Origin of the sequence: Brevibacillus sp. SIMBA_040, assembly GCF_046535075.1 — a bacterium.
In the GTDB taxonomy this organism is placed as follows: domain Bacteria; phylum Bacillota; class Bacilli; order Brevibacillales; family Brevibacillaceae; genus Brevibacillus.
Genome location: NZ_JAWRXI010000003.1, coordinates 1 through 23,164, shown reverse-complemented (window position 1 = coordinate 23,164; position 23,164 = coordinate 1). Strand labels below are relative to the sequence as shown.

At 47.3% G+C, this 23,164-nt stretch carries 22 protein-coding genes; 5 read left to right on the top strand and 17 right to left on the bottom strand.

From position 1 onward, the window contains the following. Positions 1-46: 46 nt before the first annotated feature. Positions 47-1,570 carry a glycine betaine uptake BCCT transporter gene (locus SB752_RS05860; protein ID WP_410714760.1) on the top strand — a complete coding sequence of 508 codons (1,524 nt, stop codon included), beginning with the start codon at positions 47-49 and terminating at the stop codon, positions 1,568-1,570. A gap of 105 nt (positions 1,571-1,675) precedes the next feature. Continuing rightward, a complete protein-coding gene (locus SB752_RS05855; protein ID WP_410714759.1) occupies positions 1,676-2,200 on the top strand; it encodes a hypothetical protein in 525 nt (174 codons plus the stop codon). 53 nt (positions 2,201-2,253) lie between these two features. On the opposite strand, the gene SB752_RS05850 is transcribed toward SB752_RS05855, so the two are convergent. The 13 genes from SB752_RS05850 to SB752_RS05790 form a co-directional block, all read right to left on the bottom strand. After that, positions 2,254-2,694 (bottom strand): 2-thiouracil desulfurase family protein, encoded by a 441-nt coding sequence (locus SB752_RS05850; RefSeq protein ID WP_410714758.1) that lies wholly within the window; start codon positions 2,692-2,694, stop codon positions 2,254-2,256. A 29-nt stretch (positions 2,695-2,723) separates the two neighbouring features. Beyond that, a complete protein-coding gene (gene coaA / locus SB752_RS05845; protein WP_410714757.1) occupies positions 2,724-3,662 on the bottom strand; it encodes a type I pantothenate kinase in 939 nt (312 codons plus the stop codon). Between the two features lie 126 nt (positions 3,663-3,788). Beyond that, positions 3,789-4,766, bottom strand: coding sequence for a hypothetical protein (locus tag SB752_RS05840; protein WP_410714756.1), 978 nt, complete (start codon positions 4,764-4,766; stop codon positions 3,789-3,791). Then, complete coding sequence (locus tag SB752_RS05835) at positions 4,757-5,329, bottom strand: sigma-70 family RNA polymerase sigma factor (RefSeq protein WP_410714755.1); 573 nt, start codon at positions 5,327-5,329, stop codon at positions 4,757-4,759. Before SB752_RS05835 ends, SB752_RS05840 begins: the two co-directional genes overlap by 10 nt. Before the next feature lie 118 nt (positions 5,330-5,447). Beyond that, positions 5,448-5,900: a Dps family protein gene (locus tag SB752_RS05830; protein WP_410714754.1), complete on the bottom strand. Its 453-nt coding sequence runs from the start codon at positions 5,898-5,900 to the stop codon at positions 5,448-5,450. Between the two features lie 114 nt (positions 5,901-6,014). Next, positions 6,015-7,226, bottom strand: a complete 1,212-nt coding sequence (locus tag SB752_RS05825; protein WP_410714753.1) for a M20 metallopeptidase family protein — start codon at positions 7,224-7,226, stop codon at positions 6,015-6,017. Continuing rightward, positions 7,223-8,152 (bottom strand): S66 peptidase family protein, encoded by a 930-nt coding sequence (locus SB752_RS05820; protein WP_410714752.1) that lies wholly within the window; start codon positions 8,150-8,152, stop codon positions 7,223-7,225. Before SB752_RS05820 ends, SB752_RS05825 begins: the two co-directional genes overlap by 4 nt. A 16-nt stretch (positions 8,153-8,168) precedes the next feature. Continuing rightward, entirely contained in the window at positions 8,169-9,818 is a 1,650-nt protein-coding gene (locus tag SB752_RS05815; protein WP_410714751.1) for a peptide ABC transporter substrate-binding protein, read from the bottom strand. Between the two features lie 156 nt (positions 9,819-9,974). After that, positions 9,975-11,345: a sigma-54 interaction domain-containing protein gene (locus SB752_RS05810; protein ID WP_410714750.1), complete on the bottom strand. Its 1,371-nt coding sequence runs from the start codon at positions 11,343-11,345 to the stop codon at positions 9,975-9,977. A gap of 458 nt (positions 11,346-11,803) precedes the next feature. After that, positions 11,804-13,219: a HAMP domain-containing sensor histidine kinase gene (locus tag SB752_RS05805; RefSeq protein ID WP_410714749.1), complete on the bottom strand. Its 1,416-nt coding sequence runs from the start codon at positions 13,217-13,219 to the stop codon at positions 11,804-11,806. Further along, positions 13,203-13,889: a response regulator transcription factor gene (locus SB752_RS05800; RefSeq protein ID WP_410714748.1), complete on the bottom strand. Its 687-nt coding sequence runs from the start codon at positions 13,887-13,889 to the stop codon at positions 13,203-13,205. Before SB752_RS05800 ends, SB752_RS05805 begins: the two co-directional genes overlap by 17 nt. A gap of 208 nt (positions 13,890-14,097) precedes the next feature. Next, positions 14,098-14,844 carry a stalk domain-containing protein gene (locus SB752_RS05795; RefSeq protein WP_410714747.1) on the bottom strand — a complete coding sequence of 249 codons (747 nt, stop codon included), beginning with the start codon at positions 14,842-14,844 and terminating at the stop codon, positions 14,098-14,100. Between the two features lie 174 nt (positions 14,845-15,018). Then, complete coding sequence (locus SB752_RS05790) at positions 15,019-15,273, bottom strand: hypothetical protein (RefSeq protein ID WP_103106891.1); 255 nt, start codon at positions 15,271-15,273, stop codon at positions 15,019-15,021. 162 nt (positions 15,274-15,435) lie between these two features. Here SB752_RS05790 and SB752_RS05785 point away from each other — a divergent pair, with 162 nt between their 5' ends. After that, positions 15,436-15,933, top strand: coding sequence for a cation:proton antiporter regulatory subunit (locus SB752_RS05785; RefSeq protein ID WP_289137603.1), 498 nt, complete (start codon positions 15,436-15,438; stop codon positions 15,931-15,933). Positions 15,934-16,116: 183 nt separating this feature from the next. Here the strand turns inward: SB752_RS05785 and SB752_RS05780 are convergent, their stop codons facing one another. The 4 genes from SB752_RS05780 to SB752_RS05765 form a co-directional block, all read right to left on the bottom strand. Then, on the bottom strand, positions 16,117-16,686 hold the full coding sequence (locus SB752_RS05780) for a peroxiredoxin family protein (protein WP_410714746.1): 570 nt from the start codon (positions 16,684-16,686) through the stop codon (positions 16,117-16,119). Next, positions 16,676-17,371: a prolipoprotein diacylglyceryl transferase gene (locus SB752_RS05775; RefSeq protein ID WP_410714745.1), complete on the bottom strand. Its 696-nt coding sequence runs from the start codon at positions 17,369-17,371 to the stop codon at positions 16,676-16,678. Before SB752_RS05775 ends, SB752_RS05780 begins: the two co-directional genes overlap by 11 nt. A 676-nt stretch (positions 17,372-18,047) precedes the next feature. Next, positions 18,048-18,767 carry a response regulator gene (locus tag SB752_RS05770; protein WP_410714744.1) on the bottom strand — a complete coding sequence of 240 codons (720 nt, stop codon included), beginning with the start codon at positions 18,765-18,767 and terminating at the stop codon, positions 18,048-18,050. Beyond that, entirely contained in the window at positions 18,767-20,359 is a 1,593-nt protein-coding gene (locus SB752_RS05765) for an ATP-binding protein (RefSeq protein WP_486304115.1), read from the bottom strand. The genes SB752_RS05770 and SB752_RS05765 overlap by 1 nt, the downstream gene beginning before the upstream one ends. A gap of 89 nt (positions 20,360-20,448) precedes the next feature. On the opposite strand from SB752_RS05765, the gene SB752_RS05760 reads away from it, so the two are divergent. Together SB752_RS05760 and SB752_RS05755 are read left to right on the top strand one after the other, a co-directional pair. Then, positions 20,449-21,498, top strand: a complete 1,050-nt coding sequence (locus SB752_RS05760) for a DctP family TRAP transporter solute-binding subunit (protein ID WP_410714743.1) — start codon at positions 20,449-20,451, stop codon at positions 21,496-21,498. 290 nt (positions 21,499-21,788) lie between these two features. Next, on the top strand, positions 21,789-23,054 hold the full coding sequence (locus tag SB752_RS05755) for a dicarboxylate/amino acid:cation symporter (RefSeq protein ID WP_410714742.1): 1,266 nt from the start codon (positions 21,789-21,791) through the stop codon (positions 23,052-23,054). Positions 23,055-23,164: the final 110 nt, after the last annotated feature.

Sequence of the window (23,164 nt, the reverse complement as noted above, 5' to 3'; positions counted from 1 at the left end):
TAAACTATTATCATCGTTGAACGTCCTAAAATCTTGGAGGAATGAAATGACGTTTCTTATTTCATTAGTTATTGTACTTATTATTGTATTGTTTGGCGTTTTTTCTCCTGACCTTTTCGCAAAAGCAGCAAACCAAGTGCTGCACATGACTACGACAAATTTTGGCTGGTTCTACTTGATCGTTACTTTTGGCTTTTTGCTCTTCTGCATTTTCCTAGCGTTTAGCAAATACGGTCAGATCCCTTTAGGGGAGGACGATGATGAGCCAGAATATTCCCTTCCTACCTGGTTTGCGATGCTGTTTAGTGCTGGCATGGGGATTGGTCTTGTCTTTTGGGGTGTAGCAGAGCCTGTCTCCCACTACTTCTCTCCACCGGCAGGAGTAACCGGGCAAACGACAGAAGCCGCCCAAACCGCCCTGCGCTACGCTTTTTTTCATTGGGGTCTCCATCCCTGGGGCATTTATGCAGTCATCGCACTATCCCTTGCTTACTTTCAATTTCGCAAGGGAGCAAAAGGCTTGATTTCCTCTACTTTTGCTCCCTTGTTGGGAGAGCGAACGAATGGACCTATTGGCAAAGCTATCGATATTCTAGCGGTCATCGCCACTGCTTTTGGCGTAGCCACCTCTCTAGGTCTAGGAACACTTCAGATTAACGGAGGCTTGTCCCATCTGTTTGGACTGCCCTCCAATGCCTTCGTGCAAATCGTAATTATTGCGATTATCACTGTGCTTTTCCTTATATCTGCGACGACTGGGCTTGATAAGGGGATCAAGTTTCTCAGCAATACGAATCTTGTTCTTGCGATGGGCCTGTTATTCCTTACCCTAGTCTTGGGCCCTACCTCGTTTTTATTTGACACATTCACTAGCACACTGGGTAGCTATTTGAACAATCTCATCTCGATGAGCTTGCGGCTTACTCCTTTTACACAAGGCAATTGGGTAGCCAACTGGACGTTGTTCTACTGGTCTTGGTGGATTGCTTGGGCCCCATTTGTCGGCATGTTCATCGCGCGTGTCTCCAAAGGTCGAACCATCAAGGAATTCGTCATTTGTGTGATGCTCGTCCCCAGTCTACTCAGCTTCATCTGGTTCTCCGTCTTTGGCGGGACAGCTCTTCATCTGGAGATTTTTGATCAGGCTCCCATCGGAAAGGCTGTCCAAAGTGATATTTCAACTGCTTTATTTCTCGCGCTTGAACAATTGCCAATGGGGTTCATCCTCGCTGTCGTGGCTACCCTGTTGATTATCACGTTCTTTATCACTTCAGCAGACTCAGCCATTTTTGTGCTCGGCATGCTCTCATCCGATGGAAATTTGGACCCGTCCAATCGTGTGAAAATAACGTGGGGCATCCTCCAGTCAACCATCGCCGTTGTCCTGCTCTTAAGTGGTGGATTAGAAGGCTTGCAAACGGCCTCAATCGTTGCCGCGCTCCCCTTTGCCGTCATTATGGTATTGATGTGCTACTCACTTTTACGTGCGCTGAGTGAAGAAGATCGGTTAGCTAAAAAGAAGCGCAAGGACCAGCAAAGAAAGCTGGAGCGGCTGCTAAAAGAGTTATAAGCGCAATCCTTAGAGCAAAATGAAAAGACCTTGGGCGAAGTGAATTCAGCTTCATCCAAGGTCTTTTTATATGGTATTATATGTAAAAAAAAAGGACTTGGTAGTATGCAACGTCTTATCTATGTGGAGGTAGAACCAAAAATATATAGTCAGCTGGCTGTAGTCGTGTTCCTTTTTGTTACCTCTTTTTTTATCTGGATAACCGTTGAAAATCAAAATCGCATTTTTACAGATGATCACTATTCGGAAAAAGCGATGTTATCTGGTGTTATGTACAAAGTGGAAGAAGAAACGAAGGCCACTGGAAGCGAAGAGGAGTATTACAGCTTTGTTACTACAGAAAAAAAGCTTGATCGTGTACAAATGGACGAAGAAAACCAGATTACCCTTACTCGATTGAAGCAGGAAATCCACTCACTCGCAGGAAGAGAAAGCAGGCTAGTCTTTTCGTTTATCATCCTGGTCTATATCATGTTATGCTGGTTGATTTTACGCAAACACTCACTAGAAAACGCTCTTCACGCGCTCGCATTTGTCGCATGTAGCTACTATCTCTTATCTATTTGGCAGACATGGCTGGAAATTAGACAATCAACAGAAGCCGTCACCTATTACATAGCAAAACTGTAAGAGGACGTATGAGCCTATGCGGTTCACTACGCCCTCTTCCCTTTTTTTCCAGACTATTTAACCTCGGAACGAACCTCAATCCCGTTTCGCTTGAACAAAGCTGCTGTCAAGCCAACCCCAGACACCTTTTTCCCGGAAAAGCTGCCATCGTACACAAATGAGCTGCCACAGGACGGGCTATTTTCCTTCAGGATCGCAGTGGTTGCTCCGACTGTTTTTGCCAGCTTCAACGCCTGCTGTGCCCCAGCAAGGAACTCATCCGTCACATCATTACCTGTTTGATCAACAATGCGTGCACGCCCATCCAGAACATCACAGCCATCGCCTCCAATAATTTCAGCAGGTGGTCGCGGAGTTGGCAATCCTCCGAGCTGCTCTGGGCATACCGGAATCACCTTTCCCTCTCGCAAGAGCTGTTCCAGGTCTTCATTCAGACATGATTTTTGATCATAACGACACTCACAACCGATCAAACAGGCACTGATCATCTTCATGGAAAATCCTCCACTTCTGTTTCCGGTATCTACAGCTTACGCAGCTTCACGCTCTGAACCATATGATCCTGACCCTTATCCAAAATCAGCTGGGCGCGAACTCTTGTCGGCAAAATGTTGCTGCGCAAATTCGCTCCATTGATCTCATTCCAGATGCCAGTCGCAACCTCTGTCGCTTCTTCGTCAGACAAGCTGGCATATCGGCGGAAATAAGAAGAGGGATTGGAGAACGCGGTCTGTCTCAGCAGCTTGAAGCGTTCTACATACCATTGCAAAATATCTGTTTCATCCGCGTGGACATAGATCGTAAAATCAAAGAAATCCGATACGATAACTTCGGAAATGCGCGGTTCGTTATCATCACCACGTGGCGGCTGAAGAACGTTTAAGCCCTCAACAATCAAAATATCAGGCTGTCGCACTGTTTGCCATTCGTCTGGCACAATGTCATAAACCAGATGGGAGTAGACGGGTGCAGATACTTCTGGCAGACCTGATTTTACATCTGCTAAAAAGGTGATGAATCTGCGTAAATCATAGCTCTCGGGGAAGCCTTTTCGCTTCATGATTCCCCGCTCCTCCAATACACGGTTCGGATAGAGGAATCCGTCAGTTGTGACCAAATCCACCTTTGGATGATTCGGCCAACGAGAAAGCAGCATCTGCAAAATCCGGGCTGTCGTGCTTTTCCCTACTGCCACACTCCCTGCAATCCCGATAATAAACGGCACCTTGCCATCCTGATTGCCGAGAAACGTATGTGTAGCCTGATACAGCTCCTGCGTACCACCCACATACAGATTGAGCAAACGCGACAAAGGAAGGTAAATCTCCGCCACTTCAGTCATCGAAACATTTTCATTCAACCCTTGTAAACAAGCAAGCTCTTCATCCGATATGGTCAACGGCGTGGAAGCCCGCAGTGCTCTCCACTGCTCGCGATTGAACGTCACGTAAGGTGATGCCATGGGAACGTACATCCTTTCCATCATGAAAGTGCTTTCTTACTATCATCACAAAGTTAGTTTACACCAGCAGACCTTTCTTGGGAACAAGAGGCTTATCCCATAGCAGTTAGAACGGCACTTTCGTCCTCATTCGCGCTTTCGCTTCTTACCTTGAATACTCTTCTTTTGTTCCAGTATCCACGCCTCTGTAGCTTGATCCCAGCGGTATTGTCTGAGCTTATTTACCCCATTTGCCTTTTTATAAATAATGTTTGCAATCGGCTCTCCTTTTTTTAAAAAGATAGCAGGCATCAGGTCGCCTTTTTCTAGTTCATCAGGTGGTCTTAAAGCTATGATTGCAATATCTTTCAACTGCTTCTCACTCCATCCGTCCTTGCCCCTTTTCCCTATTCCCCGATAAATGTCGTACTCATCCCAATTTAATCCGAAGCTAGTCAGTATGTCTGAATGAACCTCACGGAGGTCAAATATGTAACGAATGCTTCCAACCAAAGAAATGTTATTCGTAGCAAATAGCAGGTTGCTTTTCGTGTACACATAGGTCGGTCCTTTTGCTCGAAGTGGCAGCAGCTCTTCCTTTAGATCCGTTCCTGTGAAGGTGTATGTAATATTTCCCGATTTCGTGAGATCTTCATCTAGCTCGATTTGTTCCGCGTCAAAATTCTCGGGAAAAATGACTACTTGCAGCTTTCCTTTATTCGTCCCCACTTCATGCGCTTCAACTGCACGCAAAAACACATCTGCCAGTTGAGAGGGCCCTGTCTTCTTGATCTCAATGTCATCATATGAAGTCATCACACTTATAATTTTGGCTAAACGGTCACTAATGACTGGAGCTGGTGTATACTCGATGGCCCGATTATTCTCTCCCTCGATATTTTTACCCGTGCCTACGCCTGCTCGAAAATGTTCCAGACTCCCGCTCAAAAAGACAACTAACAACAACACTACAATTATTGGCGCTACTACAAAAGGGAATGGCTTCCGATTGCTTTGTAACCGCTTATGAATCATTAGCCTCATCCGACTCATCTGCGCTGTGTCGTGCGGGACTGCGTACTGTTCGTGTTTGGCCAACTGGCGCAATTTTTGCTCTAGGTCCATTTTTCTCCCCCCTTATTCAGCAATGCTTTCAGCTTTTCACGAGCACGATGCAGGCGTGTATACACAGCTCCTGATGAAATCTCCAAAATCTCTGCAATCTCTTCAATCGTCAGCTCCTCGTAATAATGAAGAATTATGATCTGTCGGTGACGAAACGGTAGCTTGGCAATGACTGTTGCCAGAAGCCTCCACTCTTCTTTTCTTACGACACCTTCTTCAATCTCGATAAATTCGTGGACACCTGGCTCAGCCTGATAAAAAATATGGCGAATGGACCAGGATCGCAGATAACGCTTGGATTCGTTGATCGCAATGCGATAAAGCCAGGTCTCGATTTTGCTCTCTCCCCGAAAGCCGGGCAAGCTTTTGTACGCACGCAGAAAAACCTCCTGAGTTACATCCTCTGCAGCAATCTTGTCTTGAATAAACCAACAGCAGAGGCGGTATACTTCATACAAATGTTTTTCCATGATGACTTCAAATGAGGCGTCCACAGTCGAATGCAGGATTGATAATGACGGCAGCAATTCTTTTTCTTCCAGCTTTTTCTCCTCCCTTCTCATTGATTAGATACATCACTTCATTTTTTCTTACAAATATTTCAAAACGAATTCCAATCAGGCACAGAAAAAACGAGCTGACACCCTCTCAGGCATCAGCTCGCTGGCTTACTCTTTTCAATCATTTTCCCAAAAAAGCTTGCAGCATCCATACATGCTTTTGCAGGCTTTCACTCATCTCCACAAACATGTCACCTGTGGCATCATCGTCTGCCGCTTCTGCTGCCACGATTCCTTCCTTCAGCTCAGCGATCAGCTTGGTAAAATCGCTCACAACGGCCTGCACCATTTGCTCCGCAGATTCGCCACCTGTCGCTTCCTGAATCGAGGACTTCTCTATACAGGCTTTCATTGTGGAAACCGGCTTGCCTCCGACAGCAAGCAGGCGCTCCGCCAGCTCATCTACATACTTCGCAGCCTCGTTGTACAGCTCCTCGAACTTGGCGTGCAACGTAAAAAAGTTGGGACCACTCACGTACCAGTGAAAGTGGTGCAGCTTTATATACAGGACAGACCAGCTTGCAACCTGCTTGTTCAGCACCTCGGTTACGGGACGGCTTATCGTAATACTCATTATTCGACGCTCCTTCCTTTCATGGAAATAGAGATTGCGTCTGTAGTGTGCCGCCACGAGCCACAAGCTATTCGGGAGCCGTACAGATTAACAACAAAGCGGATGTTTTATTCGTTAAGGCTGCAAGCTGCGGGCACGCTCCTGCAAAAAGACCATCGCATTGCACGCCTGCATAGCTGCTCCAACTGCCAAGCTCCGCTCATCCAGATCAAAGCGCGGATGGTGGACAGGGAACGTGCAGCCCAACTCCTCATTTCGTACACCTAAATGGTAGAAGGCACCAGGCACATGCTCGGCAAAGAAGGCGAAATCTTCAACCCCGAGACTCGGCAGCTCATTTACTTTGACATTCTCTGCACCGAGTAGCTCTTCTCCGGTGGCTTTTACCAGATCGACCATAGCATTGTCGTTGATCAGAGAGGTGTAGCCTTCTTCAAAGCTAACCTCTGCCCTGCCACCCAAGCTTCGGGCTGTCAGGTCGGCAACCTCACGTACACGCTCTTTGACCAGCGCACGCACTTCTTTTGTCAGCGTGCGAATCGTACCAGAGAGCTTTACTTCCTGGGCAATAATATTCGTTGCGGTTCCACCCGAAATGATTCCCAGTGATAATACAGCGGACTGACGAGGGTCTACATTGCGGCTGACAATGGTCTGCAACGCAGTAATGACATGGGCAGCGATGACGATCGCATCTTTTCCGTTGTGTGGATACGCGCCATGTCCGTTTTCGCCGTATACAGTGATATGTACGTCATCTGACGCCGCATTCATCTGCCCGTATTTTACCCCAATCCGACCTACCTCAAGCTCAGGCGAGACATGAAGACCGAATACGGCTTCTACGCGCGGGTTTTCCAGCACGCCTTCCTGAATCATCGGCAGTGCGCCACCTACAGTCTCTTCTGCCGGCTGGAAAAACAGCTTCACAGTGCCTGCCAGCTCCTGCTTGTAATCGTTCAAAATACGAGCTGCTCCTAACAAGCAGGTCATGTGCGCATCATGTCCGCATGCATGCATTTTTCCTTTTACCTTGGAGCGGTAGCTGGTGTCGTTTTGCTCAAGAATAGGAAGTGCATCCATGTCTCCGCGCAAGGCGACGGTTGCCCCTGGATTTGCGCCTTGTATGAGTCCTACAACTCCTGTTCCTGCTGATTTCGTATAAGGAATCCCCATCTGGTCGAGGTACCGAATAATTTGCTCTTGTGTACGAAACTCCTCTAAACCGATCTCCGGATTTTGATGAAAGTCTCTGCGAACCTCCGAGAGCCATGGCAAAATTTCTTCGGCCCTGCGCTTTACTTGTTCTTTTTGCTCGACGTTCATACCGTTACACTCTCCTCTATTGTCAACTGGCAGCTCGTAGCATCCAGACTCGCTTCCACACCGAGTGGCAATGCCATGTTATACGCTCCATGTCCGATTTGCACATTCCAGATGGTTGGCTTTTGATACGGAACGACAATGTTTTGAAACACATCCCACACAGAGAAGCCTTCGCGTTTTTTCGATTCGCAGTCCGTCCAGGTGCCAATCACGACTCCAGCGCAATCATCAAACAGCCCACCCAGTGCCAATTGTGTCAGCATGCGGTCAATTCTGTACGGCTCCTCATCGATGTCCTCCAGAAACAGCAGCTTGCCTCGCGTATCCAATTGAAATGGCGTCCCCATCAAAGCTGCGATGAGAGCCAAATTGCCTCCGACAACCGGACCTTGCGCCTGACCCTCTACGAGACAAATCATTTCTTCTCCCGGCGGGTTTACGATTGCCCCCAAAGGCTCAGGTCGTGTCATCGCTCGCAGCAAGTATTGCTTGGACCAATCATCCAAATTGTGTGCAATGTCTGACGTAGCCATCGGGCCGTGAAGTGTCGCCAAATTGGCTACCTGACCAAATGCGGTATGTAGGGCGGTAATATCACTGTAGCCGACAAACAGCTTCGGATTTTGCTCAATGCAATCATAATCGAGCAGGCTGAGAATTTGCGGGGCTCCATATCCTCCGCGCATACTCATGATGCCATCTACTTCATCGTCAGCAAACATCGCGTTCAATTCCATTGCCCTCTGCTGGGGAGAGCCTGCTAAATATCCCCCGTAGGTTTCCCTGCACGCTGCGCCTACCTTTACCTTAAATCCGAAAGCTTCCATTGACGCAATCGCTTTGTTCAATACTTCCTCTGTTGCAGGACTCGAGGTGGCAACCACCCCGATGGTATCTCCTGCACGCAATGCTCTTCCTTTATTCATCGCTACAATCTCTCCCTTATTCTTTGTAGGCCCATTTGAAATCGATCTTGCTGAGCGGATCAATGCGGACGCCTTTTACCTTATCGCTTTGTACCCAGGCGTTTACATCACTGAAGATGCCTGTGAGCGGCATTTCCTCCATCAAGAGCGTCTCTGCCATCAGTAAAATATCATTGCGCTTTGCTGGATCCGCCTCTTTATAAGACTGATTGATCAGCTCTGTATATTTCGGGCTATGCCAGCGGGTAATATTGGAGGAGCTGTACTTTTCAATAAATTTCTGCAAAAAGTTGATCGAATCGTTGTAATCAGCCGTCCAGCTTGAACGTGTAATTTCAAACTTACCCTGCTCCTGATCGTCCAAATACACCTTTGTTTCCTTGTTAAGCAGCTTTACGTCTACACCCAATACATTTTTCCAGGCTGCTTGGAGTGTTTCTGCGATTGCCTTGTTGCGATCCGAGGTGTTGTACAGGTACGTGATCGTAGGGAGCTTGGTTATTCCCAGCTCTGCCATGCCTTCTGCGAGCAGCTTTTTTGCTTCTACCTGCTGGTTATCAGCAAAAAAGCCTTCGGGCTTGAGGCTCGCGGTGATCGGTGTAATCCCCATCAATGGCGTCTGACCAGCCTGGCCGATATTATCAGCAATCTCCTGACGATTGATCGCGTAAGCAAAGGCCTTGCGTATCTTTACGTTTGTAAATGGCGGGCGCTCTGCGTTAAAGCGAATATAATAGGAGGTGGCTTTGGGCTTGGTCATCAGCTTGCCTTCCTGCTTCAATGGCACGACGGCATCTACCGGCAGTCCGCTTATCGGACCACCCGCCCAATCGAGATCTCCATTTTGGAACATGGACAGCTCGGTATTGGTATCAGAAATCATGGAAAATTCGATACGTGAAAGTTTTACCACATCTTTTTCCCAGTAGGTATCGTTTTTTACGAGGATCAGCTTATTTTTATGCTCCCACTTATCTAGCTTGAACGGTCCGTTACTAACCAATGTTTTCGGATCGTTCGCCCATTTTGGATTGGACAGGACCACATTTTTGTTTACCGGAGGGAGAAACGATACCAAGGTCGGGAAAAACGGGGTCGGATGCTCCATCTTCACTTGCAGTGTCTTGTCGTCGATTGCTTTTACGCCAACATCCTCTGCCTTCGCTTTGCCGGAGGTGAATGCCTGTGCATTCTTGATACTATAATAATTGTATGACGCGGGAGAGCCTGTCTTTGGGTCGAGCGCGTATTTCCATGCAAACTCAAAGTCATGCGCTGTCACAGGGTCACCGTTGGTCCATTTGGCATCACGCAGCGTAAAGGTGTAGGTTAGTTTGTCATCCGACAGCTTCATGTCCTGTGCGAGAGAGTTGATCGCTTCGCCCTTTTCATCCAAACGCGTCAATCCGTCGTAAAGCGCACGAATCACCGCTCCCGAGGTTGCATCTTCAGCAAACGTCGGATCAAGAGTAGCCGGCTCTTCCGTATTGAGACGCAATGTTTGTGCTTCTGTTTTCACTGGCTTTGCCGCTGGTCCTGTGTCTGTTGGATGTGTAGCAGGTGTGGAGGAATTGGCTGGTGAAGAAGTACTCGTGCTGCTACAGGCAGAGACCAAGCTTCCAGCTACGAGCAAGGAACTGACTAGCATGGTGATCGTTTTTTTCATGATCGAAAGCCCCCTTATTCCTGTGCATCTCTTACTGCAAAATTGGTGCCACACGATAAAACGCATGGCTTGCCCCGGAACTATTCAACCATGCATACAAAAACAAATAATATTGAAATTTCTTACTCTTTCTCACTATTCACCAGCGAATAGGAATCATTCACCAGTGAATACCCATTTTCTCACTTTGCGGCTAGCAGAAGGCTGACTAATCCCTAATGCCTCTGCGATCCTCGTCGTCGTTTTATGCTGGTCAAAAGCACGCTGTACCAGCTGGCGCTCAACCTCATCCATAGCATCCTGCATATGCATCAAACGATCTACATTTATGCCATTGTGGGCGCTGCTCTGCTGGTTGTGGATATAACGCGGTATTTGCGCCGGTGTAATGAAAACATCATGCGACGTAACGACCAGCCTCTCAACCACGTTCTCCAGCTCTCGCACATTTCCTGGCCAATCGTAATCCTCAAGAATCCGGTAGCATACGTCACTCAACTGGCGTTCGAGGCAGTATTTCTGCGAAAATACATTGAGAAAGTAATGGATCAAAACGGGAATTTCTTCTCTTCTCTCCCGCAGCGGCGGTATTTCCAGAGGCACGACATGAATTCGGTAGTACAAGTCTTCACGGAATCTGCCTTCCTTCACCATTTTGCGCAGATTTTTGTTCGTAGCGGTAATCAGCTTCACATCGACCTTGCGGGAGACCGAGCTGCCTACTGGTGTAATCGTTTTTTCCTGGAGGACGGTCAAGAGCTTCACCTGCAAAGCAAGCGGCATTTCTCCGATCTCGTCTAAAAAAAGTGTTCCCCTGTTTGCCTTTTCAATTAATCCAGCTTTTCCATCCTTATCGGCTCCAGTGAAGGCGCCTTTTTCATATCCGAACAGCTCAGACTCCAGCAGCGTCTCAGGAATTGCGCCACAGTTGATGTGCACAAACGGCTTGTCCTCTCGTGGGCTGCATTCATGGATGTACTTGGCGAGCACACCTTTTCCAACTCCCGACTCTCCGAGCAAAATCATCGATGAATCGACTTGCGCCAGCTTCTCAGCCATCGCCGCCACCTGTTGCATGGACTGACTGCGATAGATGAGACAGGTATTCCCTTTTTGTCTGCTTCTTTCTTTCGTCATTTCGCTTTGAAAAAGGGTTCCCACGTACTTCACTTCATTTAGCTCCTGCTGTAATTGTTTCTGGTCTGTAATGTCAATCGAGGTATTGACGACACCGCTGAAGTTGCCATCCTTGTCCCAAATGGGCGTCCCTTCTACGTACAATCTGCGATTCTGCAGCGTGGTCTGGATCGTCTGCACTTTTTTCTTGTCGCGAATCACGCGCATCGTAATGGTTGGCGCAAAATATCCCAGACGGTAAAACTCCTCGACAGGCTTGCCTATCATCTCCTCTGGATCAATGCCAAAAAACTCACTGTATCTTTCGGAGCAATAAAGTGTCCTGCCTTCAGCGTCCGTAACGTGAACAATATCATAGATGGAGCCTAATAACGCTTCAAAGTCGATCATAGAGCCCACTCCCGCCTGCTGTAATAGTGTGAAAGCTGGGCGTATACTCAGGCTTTCTTGTATACTCCTTCTCCATCTGTTGACTGCCTTCCTTCAAAATTCTGAAAGATCAGGGTGGGGGCGGACTTTGGGTGGAGGGGAGGAAACAGGAGAAAAGGCTCCGGGTTCTTGGAACAGCTGCTGGGGGATTGACTGTCCGGCTCCATTCCTAAAGCGAAACCGCGTCCAAAGCAGCGATTTCGAAGAGGTTATTTCAAGGTGGACGCTTAACAGCGTGTTTCGCTTTATCCATTGCGCCTCGGCTGCTGTTCCAAAGACCCTCGCATTTTCTCCTGTTTCCTCTCGCCAGCTGTAGTCCTTTGTTATTGGCGGGTTTGTGGGAATAGCTTCGAGGAATGTAAAGAATACATGACAAAAAGGCCACCCCATCATGTGGTGAAGCCTTAAGCATACAAGCATTATTTTTTCGGGAGGATGAGCGTGAACGTAGAGCCTTGTGGCGAGCTTTCTCCTAGAATCAGATCGCCACCAAGTGCCTTGGCGATCATTCTGGAAAAGGACAAGCCTAGTCCGAGGCCCCTCACCTTGTCCTTTTTGTTGCTGCCACGAAAGAACCTCTCAAACACGAGTGATTGCTCGGCCAGCGGGATACCTTGACCGTCGTCTTTTACATCGACCCGCATATCCGAGTCGGTTTCGTATAGCACCAGTTTAATCGTTCCCTTTTTCCCGACGGCCTGCTTGGCGTTATTCAACAGATTGATCAGCACCTGCTGTACACGGCCCGGATCGACGTTGATGATCGTTTCTTTCTCGGGTAGCTGCGTGATTAGCGTCACGGTGTCTAAATCCTGCGTAATCCTCCATTGCGAGGCAATCTCCCGGACGAGCTTGCTTAGATTTTGCTCCTCTTGCTGCACAGCAATAGCACCGACGGCAAATGAATTGAAATCGAGCAAATCTTCTACCATTTTTTGCAGTCGCTTGGTTTCCTTCAAGCAAATCTGTAAAAACTCTTTTTGCTCATCACCAGCAACCACTTCGTCATTGATCGCCTGCACCAGCCCACTAATGGCAGTCACAGGTGTCTTGAGCTCGTGAGTAACACCTGCTAAAAGCTCGGTGCGGATGCTCTCCAGCTGCCTGAGTCGGTCTGCCATCTCCTTGAAGGTATAGACCAACTCGTGTATTTCACGTTCCTTGATCGTTTTATTAATCGAGACATCGTAATTTCCTTCTACGATCCGTCTAGCAGACAGGACAACATCCTGAATCGGATCAGACAGCTTGCGGGCGTGAAAGTAAATAACCGCCCATCCGAGCAGCCCCAGACTGCCCAGCATAATGACCAAGTATTGAACCTGCTCCCTGCCTACCTTGATATCCGTGTCTGGAAACAGCAGGATGACTTTACCTACTGGGACGTCGTTATAATCCAAATCCTTTCTGATGACGTATAGCGTATCACCATTCGGCTGCTTCACCTTGTCCGCAGTATTGGCTTGCTCCAGCATACGTGGAAGAGCCTGCTTCAAGGCTGGATTCACCATCCCCATGCGATTGTAGATGATTTCTCCTTTTTTATTTTGAACGAAAAGAAGGAGATTGCGATCGACGCCCATAAACTTACGCCGATTATCCAGCACCTGATGGAGCTTGTCTCCTACCAGTACATTCCCGTCATCATCGACTACACGATCAGCTACTTCTTCTGCAAACAGTCTCGTCACTTCCAATTGCTTCTCGGTCGCCGCATATTTGATCCAGTAAGCGGATATACCCCCGATTAGGATGAGACCGACACAAAGCGTAAGCAGGTAGCGTGTCGTCCAATACCGAAGGAGTGACACGGGCTCATTATTTTTGATAAACACAGAATTGGTACCCCACCCCTCTTAGCGTCTTGATCTCGCCTTCGGTGGCAGGCCAATTTTCCAGCGTCTTTCGGATTCGCTTGATCGCCAAATCTACAGCGCGATCGCTTCCGCCGTAGTCCATCCCCCATACCTGCTCAATTAACTGCTCGCGGGTAAAGGTCTGATTCGGATTTTGTGCCAGAAACAGCAATAGAGACAAATCACGTGGATGAAACAGCAGCTCCAAACCATGTAGCGTCACATTGTGAGACTGGAAGTTTATTTTCAGACTACCAAAAAATCTCGTTTCCTGGTCCTTGATTAATATAGTCGAGCGCCGCAAAACGGCATTCACCCGAGCAACTACTTCCTCCGCTTCAAACGGCTTCGTTATGTAGTCGTCTGCCCCCTGGTTCAGCCCTTTCAGCTTTTGATCGGTCTGCCCCAACGCCGTTATCATGATGACCGGACAGGCACTTTTTTCCCGAATGTACTGCAAAACCTCCCAGCCGCTTCGCTCCGGAAGCATGACATCCAAAAGGACCAGGTCAGGCTTTCGCTCATCAAAGAGCTGTGTCGCCTCGTCTCCATCCTCTGCCTGCCACACCTGATAATCTGCTTTTTGCAGGTACGCTTTTAACACACGTGAAATAACCAGCTCGTCTTCTACTAACAAAATACTTTTCATCGAATACCTTCCAAATTGAGAGGCATATCATCATTCTCCATTCGCTCTTTCCCTTGCATGGACACCTATTCTACTTCATTTTCTACTATCCTTCTATACTACCAGTTTACCTCTTTCTCTTTGGAAAAAGATTTGCTGATTTTGGAAAATAGGAAAAAAGCCTTGCATTCCCTTTTAAGAAAAGGATGCAAGGCTTTGGAGAACCTTATTAGATCAAGCTGCCATCGAAGTAGATGTCCTCATCGTCAACATCGCCTTCGAAGCTGTATTTTTTCTTGCCAGTGTCGCTATCGATGATTTTACCAGTTACATCTGCGTCATCGAATTCATCCCAGATGTCATTCACGATATCTTCTACCAGGTTTTCGAAATCGGAATCATCCAGATCATCGAAATCGTCCTGATATTCATCGAGGTCAATCTCGATTTCGACTTCAATCTCGTCTTCATCTCCATCGAGCGTGATATCCCACTCGAGGTCTTGGAAGTCGCCATACTCTTTATTCAATTGCTTTTCCAAATCACTCAAACGATCATCGAAATCGTCATCGTCATTATTTTTCTTTTTGTCGAGATCGTCTTCCAAATCAGTAATCTCTTTGTTCAAGCTGTCGATTTTGGATTGCAAGGTTCTGATTTGCGCATCACGTGCTGCGAGTTCAGCTGCGTGCTGGGAATCTGCCTGATCCTTTACGTTAATGGTATAGGTAGTTCCATCCCACGTGATGTCTTTGTTGAACACGCCTGCCATCATGCGAAGCGGAATGTAGGTAGTACCATTTACAATGAAAGGCTCGACTGTTGTCGGAACGGAAGCACCGTTATACAGCACTTTGATATTGTTGTACTTTGCTTGCAAATTCTTCGTCGCAACAGATGCAGAAGAGCTTGTCGGAAATAATCCTACGGTAAGAACCAACGCAGATGCAATCGCCAGGTACTGTTTTTTAAACATGGAAAGTCCTCCATTCTTCCGGTTGTGTATTTCTATACGTGTCGCTATGTACATATCCTACTTTACCTATTGAACGTGTCGAACGTATGTCAACCTTCGAAATTTTCCTTACCACTTTTTGGGGAGAACTTTGAACGCACCGATGGAGAAGCCTGGGAAGTAATTTTCCGAGGCTTACTCAATTGGCCAGGTTTTTCGAATATCGTGTTCAAACTGCCGCAAATGATTGATCCGTTTCTGGGTCTTTTGATAATCTGCCTGCCAGCTTTCGCTTTCACGGTCACGGATCAGCTCAGCTTTTTTCTCCAGCTCCCTCACTTCACTCCGCAAGGCAATCACGATGTCTAGTAATCCATCCATATCAATTTCACGCATTTCCGATATAAAATGCCACTCAGCTTCTGTTAAGCGATACTGCTTGTTTGCCATTGTTCATCACCCTTACTCCATCTTCATTGCTCACAAGGAGCAAAATTCAATTTTCGTGCGTTTGTTTTCATATGCATGTATCGTGATGCCACTTCATGTATAATAAATAAGGTATCGGTTATTTCAGCTGAACAACCAGAAGTTAGTAAAGGAGACTGCTGTATGTTCTCGATTAGAGAATCCGATTTGCCAGGAATCGGAAGGAAGTACCAAGTTGAAGCAAAAAGCGGGGATAAACTGGTCGTTGTTATTCACGATGATGGACGCAGAGAAATGTACCATTTTGACAATGACGATGCAGACGAAACCATTTCCATGATTACCCTCGATGATGACGAAGCGAGAAAAATCGCTGCGATCGTCGGCGGATTGACCTATCAGCCAACGGCATTGGAAACGGTTGAGGTCGCATTGGACAAGCTTATTATCGAATGGTACAAAATCCAGAATGGCTCTGCTTCAATCGGCAAAACGATTGGCGAGCTCGATGTCCGTCAAGAAACGGGAGCAACGATTATTGCCGTTATTGAAAAAGACCATCGGCAAACGATTAACCCCGGTCCTGAGTACGTCCTCTGTACAGGAGCTACCCTGGTCGTTGCAGGTGAGCGCAAGCAAGTTCAGGCGCTAAAAGCAATTCTCTGCACTGAGGGTAAATAACAACAGCATCTCATCCAAGTGATTTTGCATAAGCAAACCCCTATCGAAGCCTCCTCAAGGAGGAGCGACCGCGTTTCGGTGGAAAGTTTCCATGCGCTCCGGAATTCATAAGTGTCACACGCTTATAAGTTCCTATACGTTACGGTAACAAGCTGACAGCCCACAAACAGGCTGTCAGCTTGTTCATTCAATCGCAGACAGCATATTCTCCATCATTTCCTGATTCATCGGTCCTATAAATTTATTTTGAATCACGCCGTTAGAATCGATGATGAAGCTCGTAGGTATCGAAATCGCCCTGTACACATTCGATACCTGCTTATCGACATCCAGCAGAATCGGAAACGTAATGCCATAAGCCTCTACGAAGGTAGAGACCGCCTCCGGATTCGTTTCCGTCTGGGTCAGATTGACGCCAAGAATAACGACCCCTTTTTCTTTATTTTCCTCATAAAAGCTCTGCATGTCCGGCATCTCCGCCCGGCACGGAGGACACCAGGTTGCGCACAGGTTTACAATCACCTTTTTTCCACGTAATTCGGAGAGCTTCATCTTCCCTCCATGTAGCGCCTGTAATTCAAAATCAGGGGCCAGATTTCCTTTTTCGATTCCAATTGTTTTGTTCCCCTGTCCAGCTGCCTGCTCGGCATCACCTGGTAGGGATGGCGCTGTAGGTGTTTTCCCAGTATCCACTATTCCCCAAGCGAGTAACCCTAACAACACAATAGCCGCAAGTGCATTTTTATGTTTCATCAGATGGTCCTCCGGTAACGGGAGTCTGGAGCCGTGTAGATAAAAATAAAGAGAGAAGCGATAGCAAATAGAACGCAACTTGCTCCTTCGAAAGCCCAAGAACCAAAGCGTTTCTTGTATCTATAAACAATCGAACATAGACTTGGCTGATTCCAAACCAGAGTAGAAGAGCCAACCAGAAAGTCATTGTTTTTTGATCCTGCTTGCTGGTAAACAGCCACCAGAGAAATACCGCACTAATGACGACCTGCTGAGCATGATACCACCTATCACTATTTTCCAGGATTACGGTAAGCAAATGGTATACGCCGCTTGCAGCCAAAAAACCTGCTGCACTGGCAAGAACGACCAGATGAACCGGGATCGCTTTTTTTCGTATACTGCGCACAAGATAAATCCCCACTGCCACAGCGGCCAGCCAAACACCGCTTCCCCCCCCTGAGAAATACAGGATCGACGATGGGTTTTCGATTGCTTTGGAAAAGTGAAAGAGAACGTAGCTGAGCTTCCAGACCAAAAACGCCAGGAAGACAGAATTACTCAGCATCTCAATGATTGGCGTTCGCTCTACCTTCTCTTTTTTCAGTCGCAGTGTAATTGCAAAAAAACCGCAAGCCAGTGAAACGACTGCTGCCAGCATACTCATTTTCAATATAAATGGACCCAGCTGAAAAGCGTCAGACAATTGTGGTTTCCTCCCTGTCTGCATACTGATACTCGTTTAGACGTATGTATCCTATCACCATATCAGGAAACACGAGATAAAGGAATGCTCAACCGAGCCGTCTCATGTTCATATTTTTAGCAGGACCACTATTCCAGATAGGGGTTCGACTCATTTCACGCAATTCTATTCAGCGCCGGATCAGGAGTGGATTCAAGCATTTATCGAACCGTGGCTTGGCTATGAAAGGTCTGTTAAGTCAGTGAAGCGCCTGACGGTGTCTGCAAGTGAAAACTGCCTAGAGAAATAGTGAGGAGAGAGGTATTTTTTATTTTGGATGATTCACGACGAAAAGGATTCGATACGGAGATGAATCGGCATAGGAGATGTATCAATAACTTGGGTTTTCGGAGGTTTGGTGTCGGTAAAAAAGTGTACACGTAGTAGATTAATGTCTCGCAACCTAATTTGAAGTTCTAAACATACTGCTTTCTCTTAAAATTCACCATAAAACCCCAAAATAGGAATCAGGGAGTAGGTACGGTCACGGATTCAGATGATTAATGTGGTAATCATTTTTTCATGACGGCAATTACCCCCTTTTTGCCTTGGTGAATTCGCTTTGATAGAACGTTCCGATGTATTTCACTTCATTAAATCTTGCTGGAGCTGATCCTGCCCACTCCTGCCTGCTATTTTATTGTTGGGATACGAGTAAATAGCGATTCGTTGGCCTGCCTATTCCGCCATAAACAACATCAAGCCTGACCCTTCCCCCCTTTTCCAGATAATCCAGATAGCGTCTTGCCGTTACTCGGGCGATCCCGACACGTTCCGCCACATCTTCTGCAGAAAGGGAGTGACTTTCTTTTGCCAGATGGCCGACGATTTGTTCCAATGTCACCGCGTGAAGCCCCTTTGGTAATACCGCCATGTCCCGCACCGGTTCTGTTGTGTCCTTCGCCGGGTCGGATATTTTGCCGAACAACAGCATGTCCACCTCATCCTGAGACGCCATTCCATCCCGCCTGATCTGCTGGCGAAACTCCCGATAGTTTTCCAGTGCCTGCTTGATCCGATTAAACTGGAAAGGCTTGATAATATAGTCCTTGGCACCGTTTCTCAACATCGTCTGAATCGTGGCCGTGTCCTTGGCTGCCGTAATCACGATCACATCGACGGCCCGATCCGTGGCGCGCAGCTGCATCAGCGTCTTTATGCCGTCAAAAACGGGCATGAACACATCTATAACCACCAGATCGGGCGCCAGCTCATCCACCAGCTTTATGCCCTCTACCCCATTGGCCGCTACGCCAACAACCAAAAAACCGGGCACCCGCTCGATAAACTGTCTGTTGATTTCCTGTACCATCGGATCATCGTCTATCACTACAACCTGAATGTTATCCTGCTCCATTATTCGTCCACCGCCTTCATCGGGAAGGTAATCAGAAAGCTCGCTCCTTCGCCAAGCTGAGAATGGCAAACGAATTCTCCTCTTCCCTTTTTCACTAATTGGTGTACCAAATGCAGTCCCAAGCCACGATGCTCCCTCTCCTTGGTGGAAAAACCGCGTTCCAGCATCTGTTTACGTGTCTCTTCGTCCATGCCGATCCCGTTATCCTCTACCAGCAGGGAACATATTTCGGCGTTCTGCTCAATGCTAATTGTGATTTCCTTGTCCGGTCTTTCGCATTTCTCAAGCGAATCAAATGCATTTTCAATCAAGTTACCGAGAATGAGCACAAAATTGTGGTGGTCCATATATGACGGAAACTGTTCCAGATGACTCATCCGGTCTATGATTACCTGAATACCCAACTCTCTGCCTCGACTTACCTTTCCCATTAAAAGACCAGACAGATTTTCATCCATGATCTGCGTGGACAAAAAGGATGTCAGCTCCTCCTGTTGCTCATTCACTTCGAACAGATAAGCAAGCGCCTTTTCATTCTGATTGAGCTGAAGCAGCCCAGCAATCGTGTGCAGCTTGTTCATATGCTCATGGTTCTGCACCCGCAAAGCCCCTACGAACTCTTTGACCCCTGTTAGTTCTTCTGCCATCCTCGCTACCTCGGTCCGATCCTGGAAAATGGCCAGCGCACCTACGACTCTGTCCTCAACCTTGATCAGAAAACGATTGGACCAGAGCAGGGCATTGCCGACGTGCAACTCTGTATTGGTAATATTTTTACCTAATTCTAACACCTCCGGCAACCGGGTGTCATGCAGCACAGACCGAATCGGCTTGCCCAACACTTCCCCCTCAATTCCAAAAATCTGTTTAGCCCGATCATTAAAGATCGTGATCCGCTCCCGGTTGTCGATAGCAATGACTCCTTCGTGCATGGCATGAAAGGTCGCTGTTCGCTCAACCAAAATCCGTGCAATCTCTTCGGGTTCCAGATCAAGCATTTGCTTTTTCATATGGCGGGCAAGCAGGTACGAGCCCCAGACACCAAACAACAAGGAAAGGAAAAAGGTAATGGCAATATTCCTACGCTCTCCCTGCATGATCTCCCAAATATTTGGCATCACCCGACCAACCACGACTACGCCTACCTGCTGATGCTGCTCGTTCATGATTGGCACGTAGGCACGCAACGCAGTTCCCATCTCCCCTTTTACCTTTTTCAGATAAGAGTGCTCTGCGAATGCCGCCTCAACCCCATCGTCCCGAAAAAAGGTGCCGATCCGTTTATCGAGTGGATCTGAATATCGGACACGCTCTTTGTTTAACACGACGATATAGGTCACATCATTGACAATTCGCAGCTTGCGTGTTGTAGGACTGATTATTTTCCAGCCATCAGGCTCTTGTATACTCGATTGGATCAAAGGAATCTCTGCAATGGTACGGGCAGTGGTCATAAGTCTTTGTCCCAGCTGCGTCTCTGTCATCCGAATAATCCCACCCACGATAATCAGACCGCCAATCAAGAGAGAGAACAATACGATACCTATGGAAAGCAGCAGGATCTTCCATTTAATTTTTAAACGATTGAACAAGAAGCTCTTCCTCTCTCTTATGTTTGCTTGCTACCATATATTTTGATACAGTACTCCCAGCATATCAACAGATAGAAGCAGGTGAATTCATGAAATCTTTTACAAGCATTGCCTTGATCGTCCTGCTCGGTCTCGCAAGCGCCGTAGCGATAGGCTTTGGGCCTGATCTCTCGCAGGCAAAGTGGGGATATGACGAGGAACAGGAGGGACTCTCAGAACGAATCATAATCAAGTTTAGCCACGTGGTCGCAGAAAACACACCAAAGGGTTTGACTGTCGAACGGTTTTCCCAGTTGGTGAAGGACAAGACGAATGGCCGAGTGGAAGTCCAGGTCTTTCCCAACAGCGTCCTGCATTCTGAAAGTACGGAATTGTCTGCCCTGCGAAATGGCGAAATCCAGATGATCGCACCAGCCTTTTCACATCTGTCGGGCTCGATTCCCCAGTGGGCTGTTCTGGAGCTGCCCTACCTGTTTCGTGATCAACAGGACGTGGACAGAATTTTTCATGGAAAGATCGGCCAAATGCTGTTTGATACACTGGATCAGTCAGATATGAAAGGAATGGCTTTCTGGTCAAGCGGGTTTAAACAGGTGACAGCCAATCGCCCACTCATCTTGCCTGCTGATTTCGCCGGGCAGCGTTTCCGCATCATTCCCAGCAAAGTGCTGGAAACTCAGTTCCGGACAATGAAAGCGGTTCCAGTCGGTTCGGCATTTAACGATCTTTTCAGCATGCTCGCTACCGGAAAAGTAGACGGCGAGGAGAATACGATCTCCAATGTATATACAAAACGCCTCTATACGGTACAAAAGCACATGACAATTAGTAACCACAGCTATCTGGGATATGCTGTCGTGATAAACAAAACATTTTGGAACAATCTCCCACCCGATGTACAGCAGTGTATTCAGGAAGCGCTGCAGGAAGCAACTGATTACAACAACCAGTTGGCTGTCTCCATGAACGCCAGCCAGCTAAAGCTCTTAAAAGAGCAAAACCTCATGCAGATTCATGAACAGACTGAGGAGGAACGGGCTGCCTGGATTTCGGCGCTACAGCCTGTGTACGATCAATTCGCACCTAAAATCGGTAAATCCCTAATGGATAGTGTCAAAGAGCTTCACCATCAGCGGTGAAGCTCTTTGTACTTCTATGCCGCTCTGTTGCTCCCTCGAAAGAATCGCTCAAATAAAGTCCATTCTCCCCGTTGTTTATTTCGATACGTGTCGCTATGTACATATCCTACTTTACCTACCGAACCTGTCGAACGTATGTCAACATTCGACTTTTTTCAGGACAGTTCCGTGACCATAAAGACCAAAACAACCAATATGACCGTATCGTTTTCAATTTTTTGTTCATTCTATAAAATGCGAAATAGAGGAATGAAGCGCTTACAAAAAAAGAGAGAGGACGGGGTTAGCACATGCGTATTAATTTTAAAAACCTGACCGTACAAGTGGTCATTGCCATTATCCTGGGTATCATCGTTGGTCATTTTGCCCCCAAGTTTGGCGCAGAGCTGAAAGTGTTGGCAGACGTATTTATCAAACTGATTAAAATGGTGATTCCACCCATTGTTTTCTTCACGGTAGTAAACGGAATTGCCAGCATGGGCGATATGAAAAAGGTAGGAAAGATTGGCGGCAAGGCACTTCTATATTTTGAAATCGTTACCACGATCGCGTTGGCAATCGGTTTATTGGTGGTCAATCTGATTAAGCCAGGTCATGGTTTTGACAAAACAGGCCTGACTAGCGGAGATGTCTCCAAGTACACAGAGGCTGCTGCGGAAAGTAATGGCTTCATTGACTTCTTCATAGGAATCATCCCTGACAATGTAGTAGGCGCGATGGCTAAAGGCGAGCTGCTGCCAATTCTGTTTTTCGCGGTTCTTTTTGGGCTCTCACTCGCAGCAATGGGCCAAGCTTCCCAGCCAGTCATTAAACTGTTTGATAAGCTGACACACGGATTCTTCGGTGTAGTCAACATGATCATGAAAGTATCCCCGATCGCCGCATTCGGAGCGATGTCGTATACGATTGGGAAATTTGGTATCGGCTCACTTACCAAACTCGGTTTGTTGATGTCTGCCGTGTACATCACAATGTTCCTGTTCATCGTATTTGTTCTTGGCGGGATCGCCCGCTACTACAAGTTCAACATCTTTTCATTTATCAAATACATTCGCGAAGAAATCCTTCTGGTTCTTGGTACCTCTTCTTCCGAGTCAGCCCTTCCGCGTATGATGGATCGACTGCAAAAGTACGGCTGCTCCAAATCGGTTGTCGGATTGGTTGTACCGACAGGCTATTCGTTTAATCTGGACGGTACCTCCATCTATCTTTCCATGGCGGCCTTGTTTATTGCCCAGGCATATGGAGTGGATTTAAGTATCTGGCAACAGCTGACCTTACTGGGAATCTTGATGATCACTTCCAAGGGAGCAGCAGGTGTGACAGGCTCCGGATTCATTACGCTAGCAGCTACTCTTGCTGCATTCCCAATGATTCCAGTAGAGGGAATCGCACTTCTTCTGGGTGTAGATCGTTTTATGTCTGAGGCACGTGCAATTACGAACCTGATCGGTAATGGAGTTGCTGCAGTAGTCATTGCCAAACAGGAGAATGAGTTTCATCCATGGCGCGACCAGCAGGAAGATGATAATGACATGAAGTCCGCTACGGCATGATTGGAATAGAAGAGCAAGAGGCCTCCTGCTTATTAAAATGTACCCTTTGTAAAGGACACTTTTAAAAAGTCTAGGCAGCTCCAAGAAGATGATCTCTGTATTGAACAGGG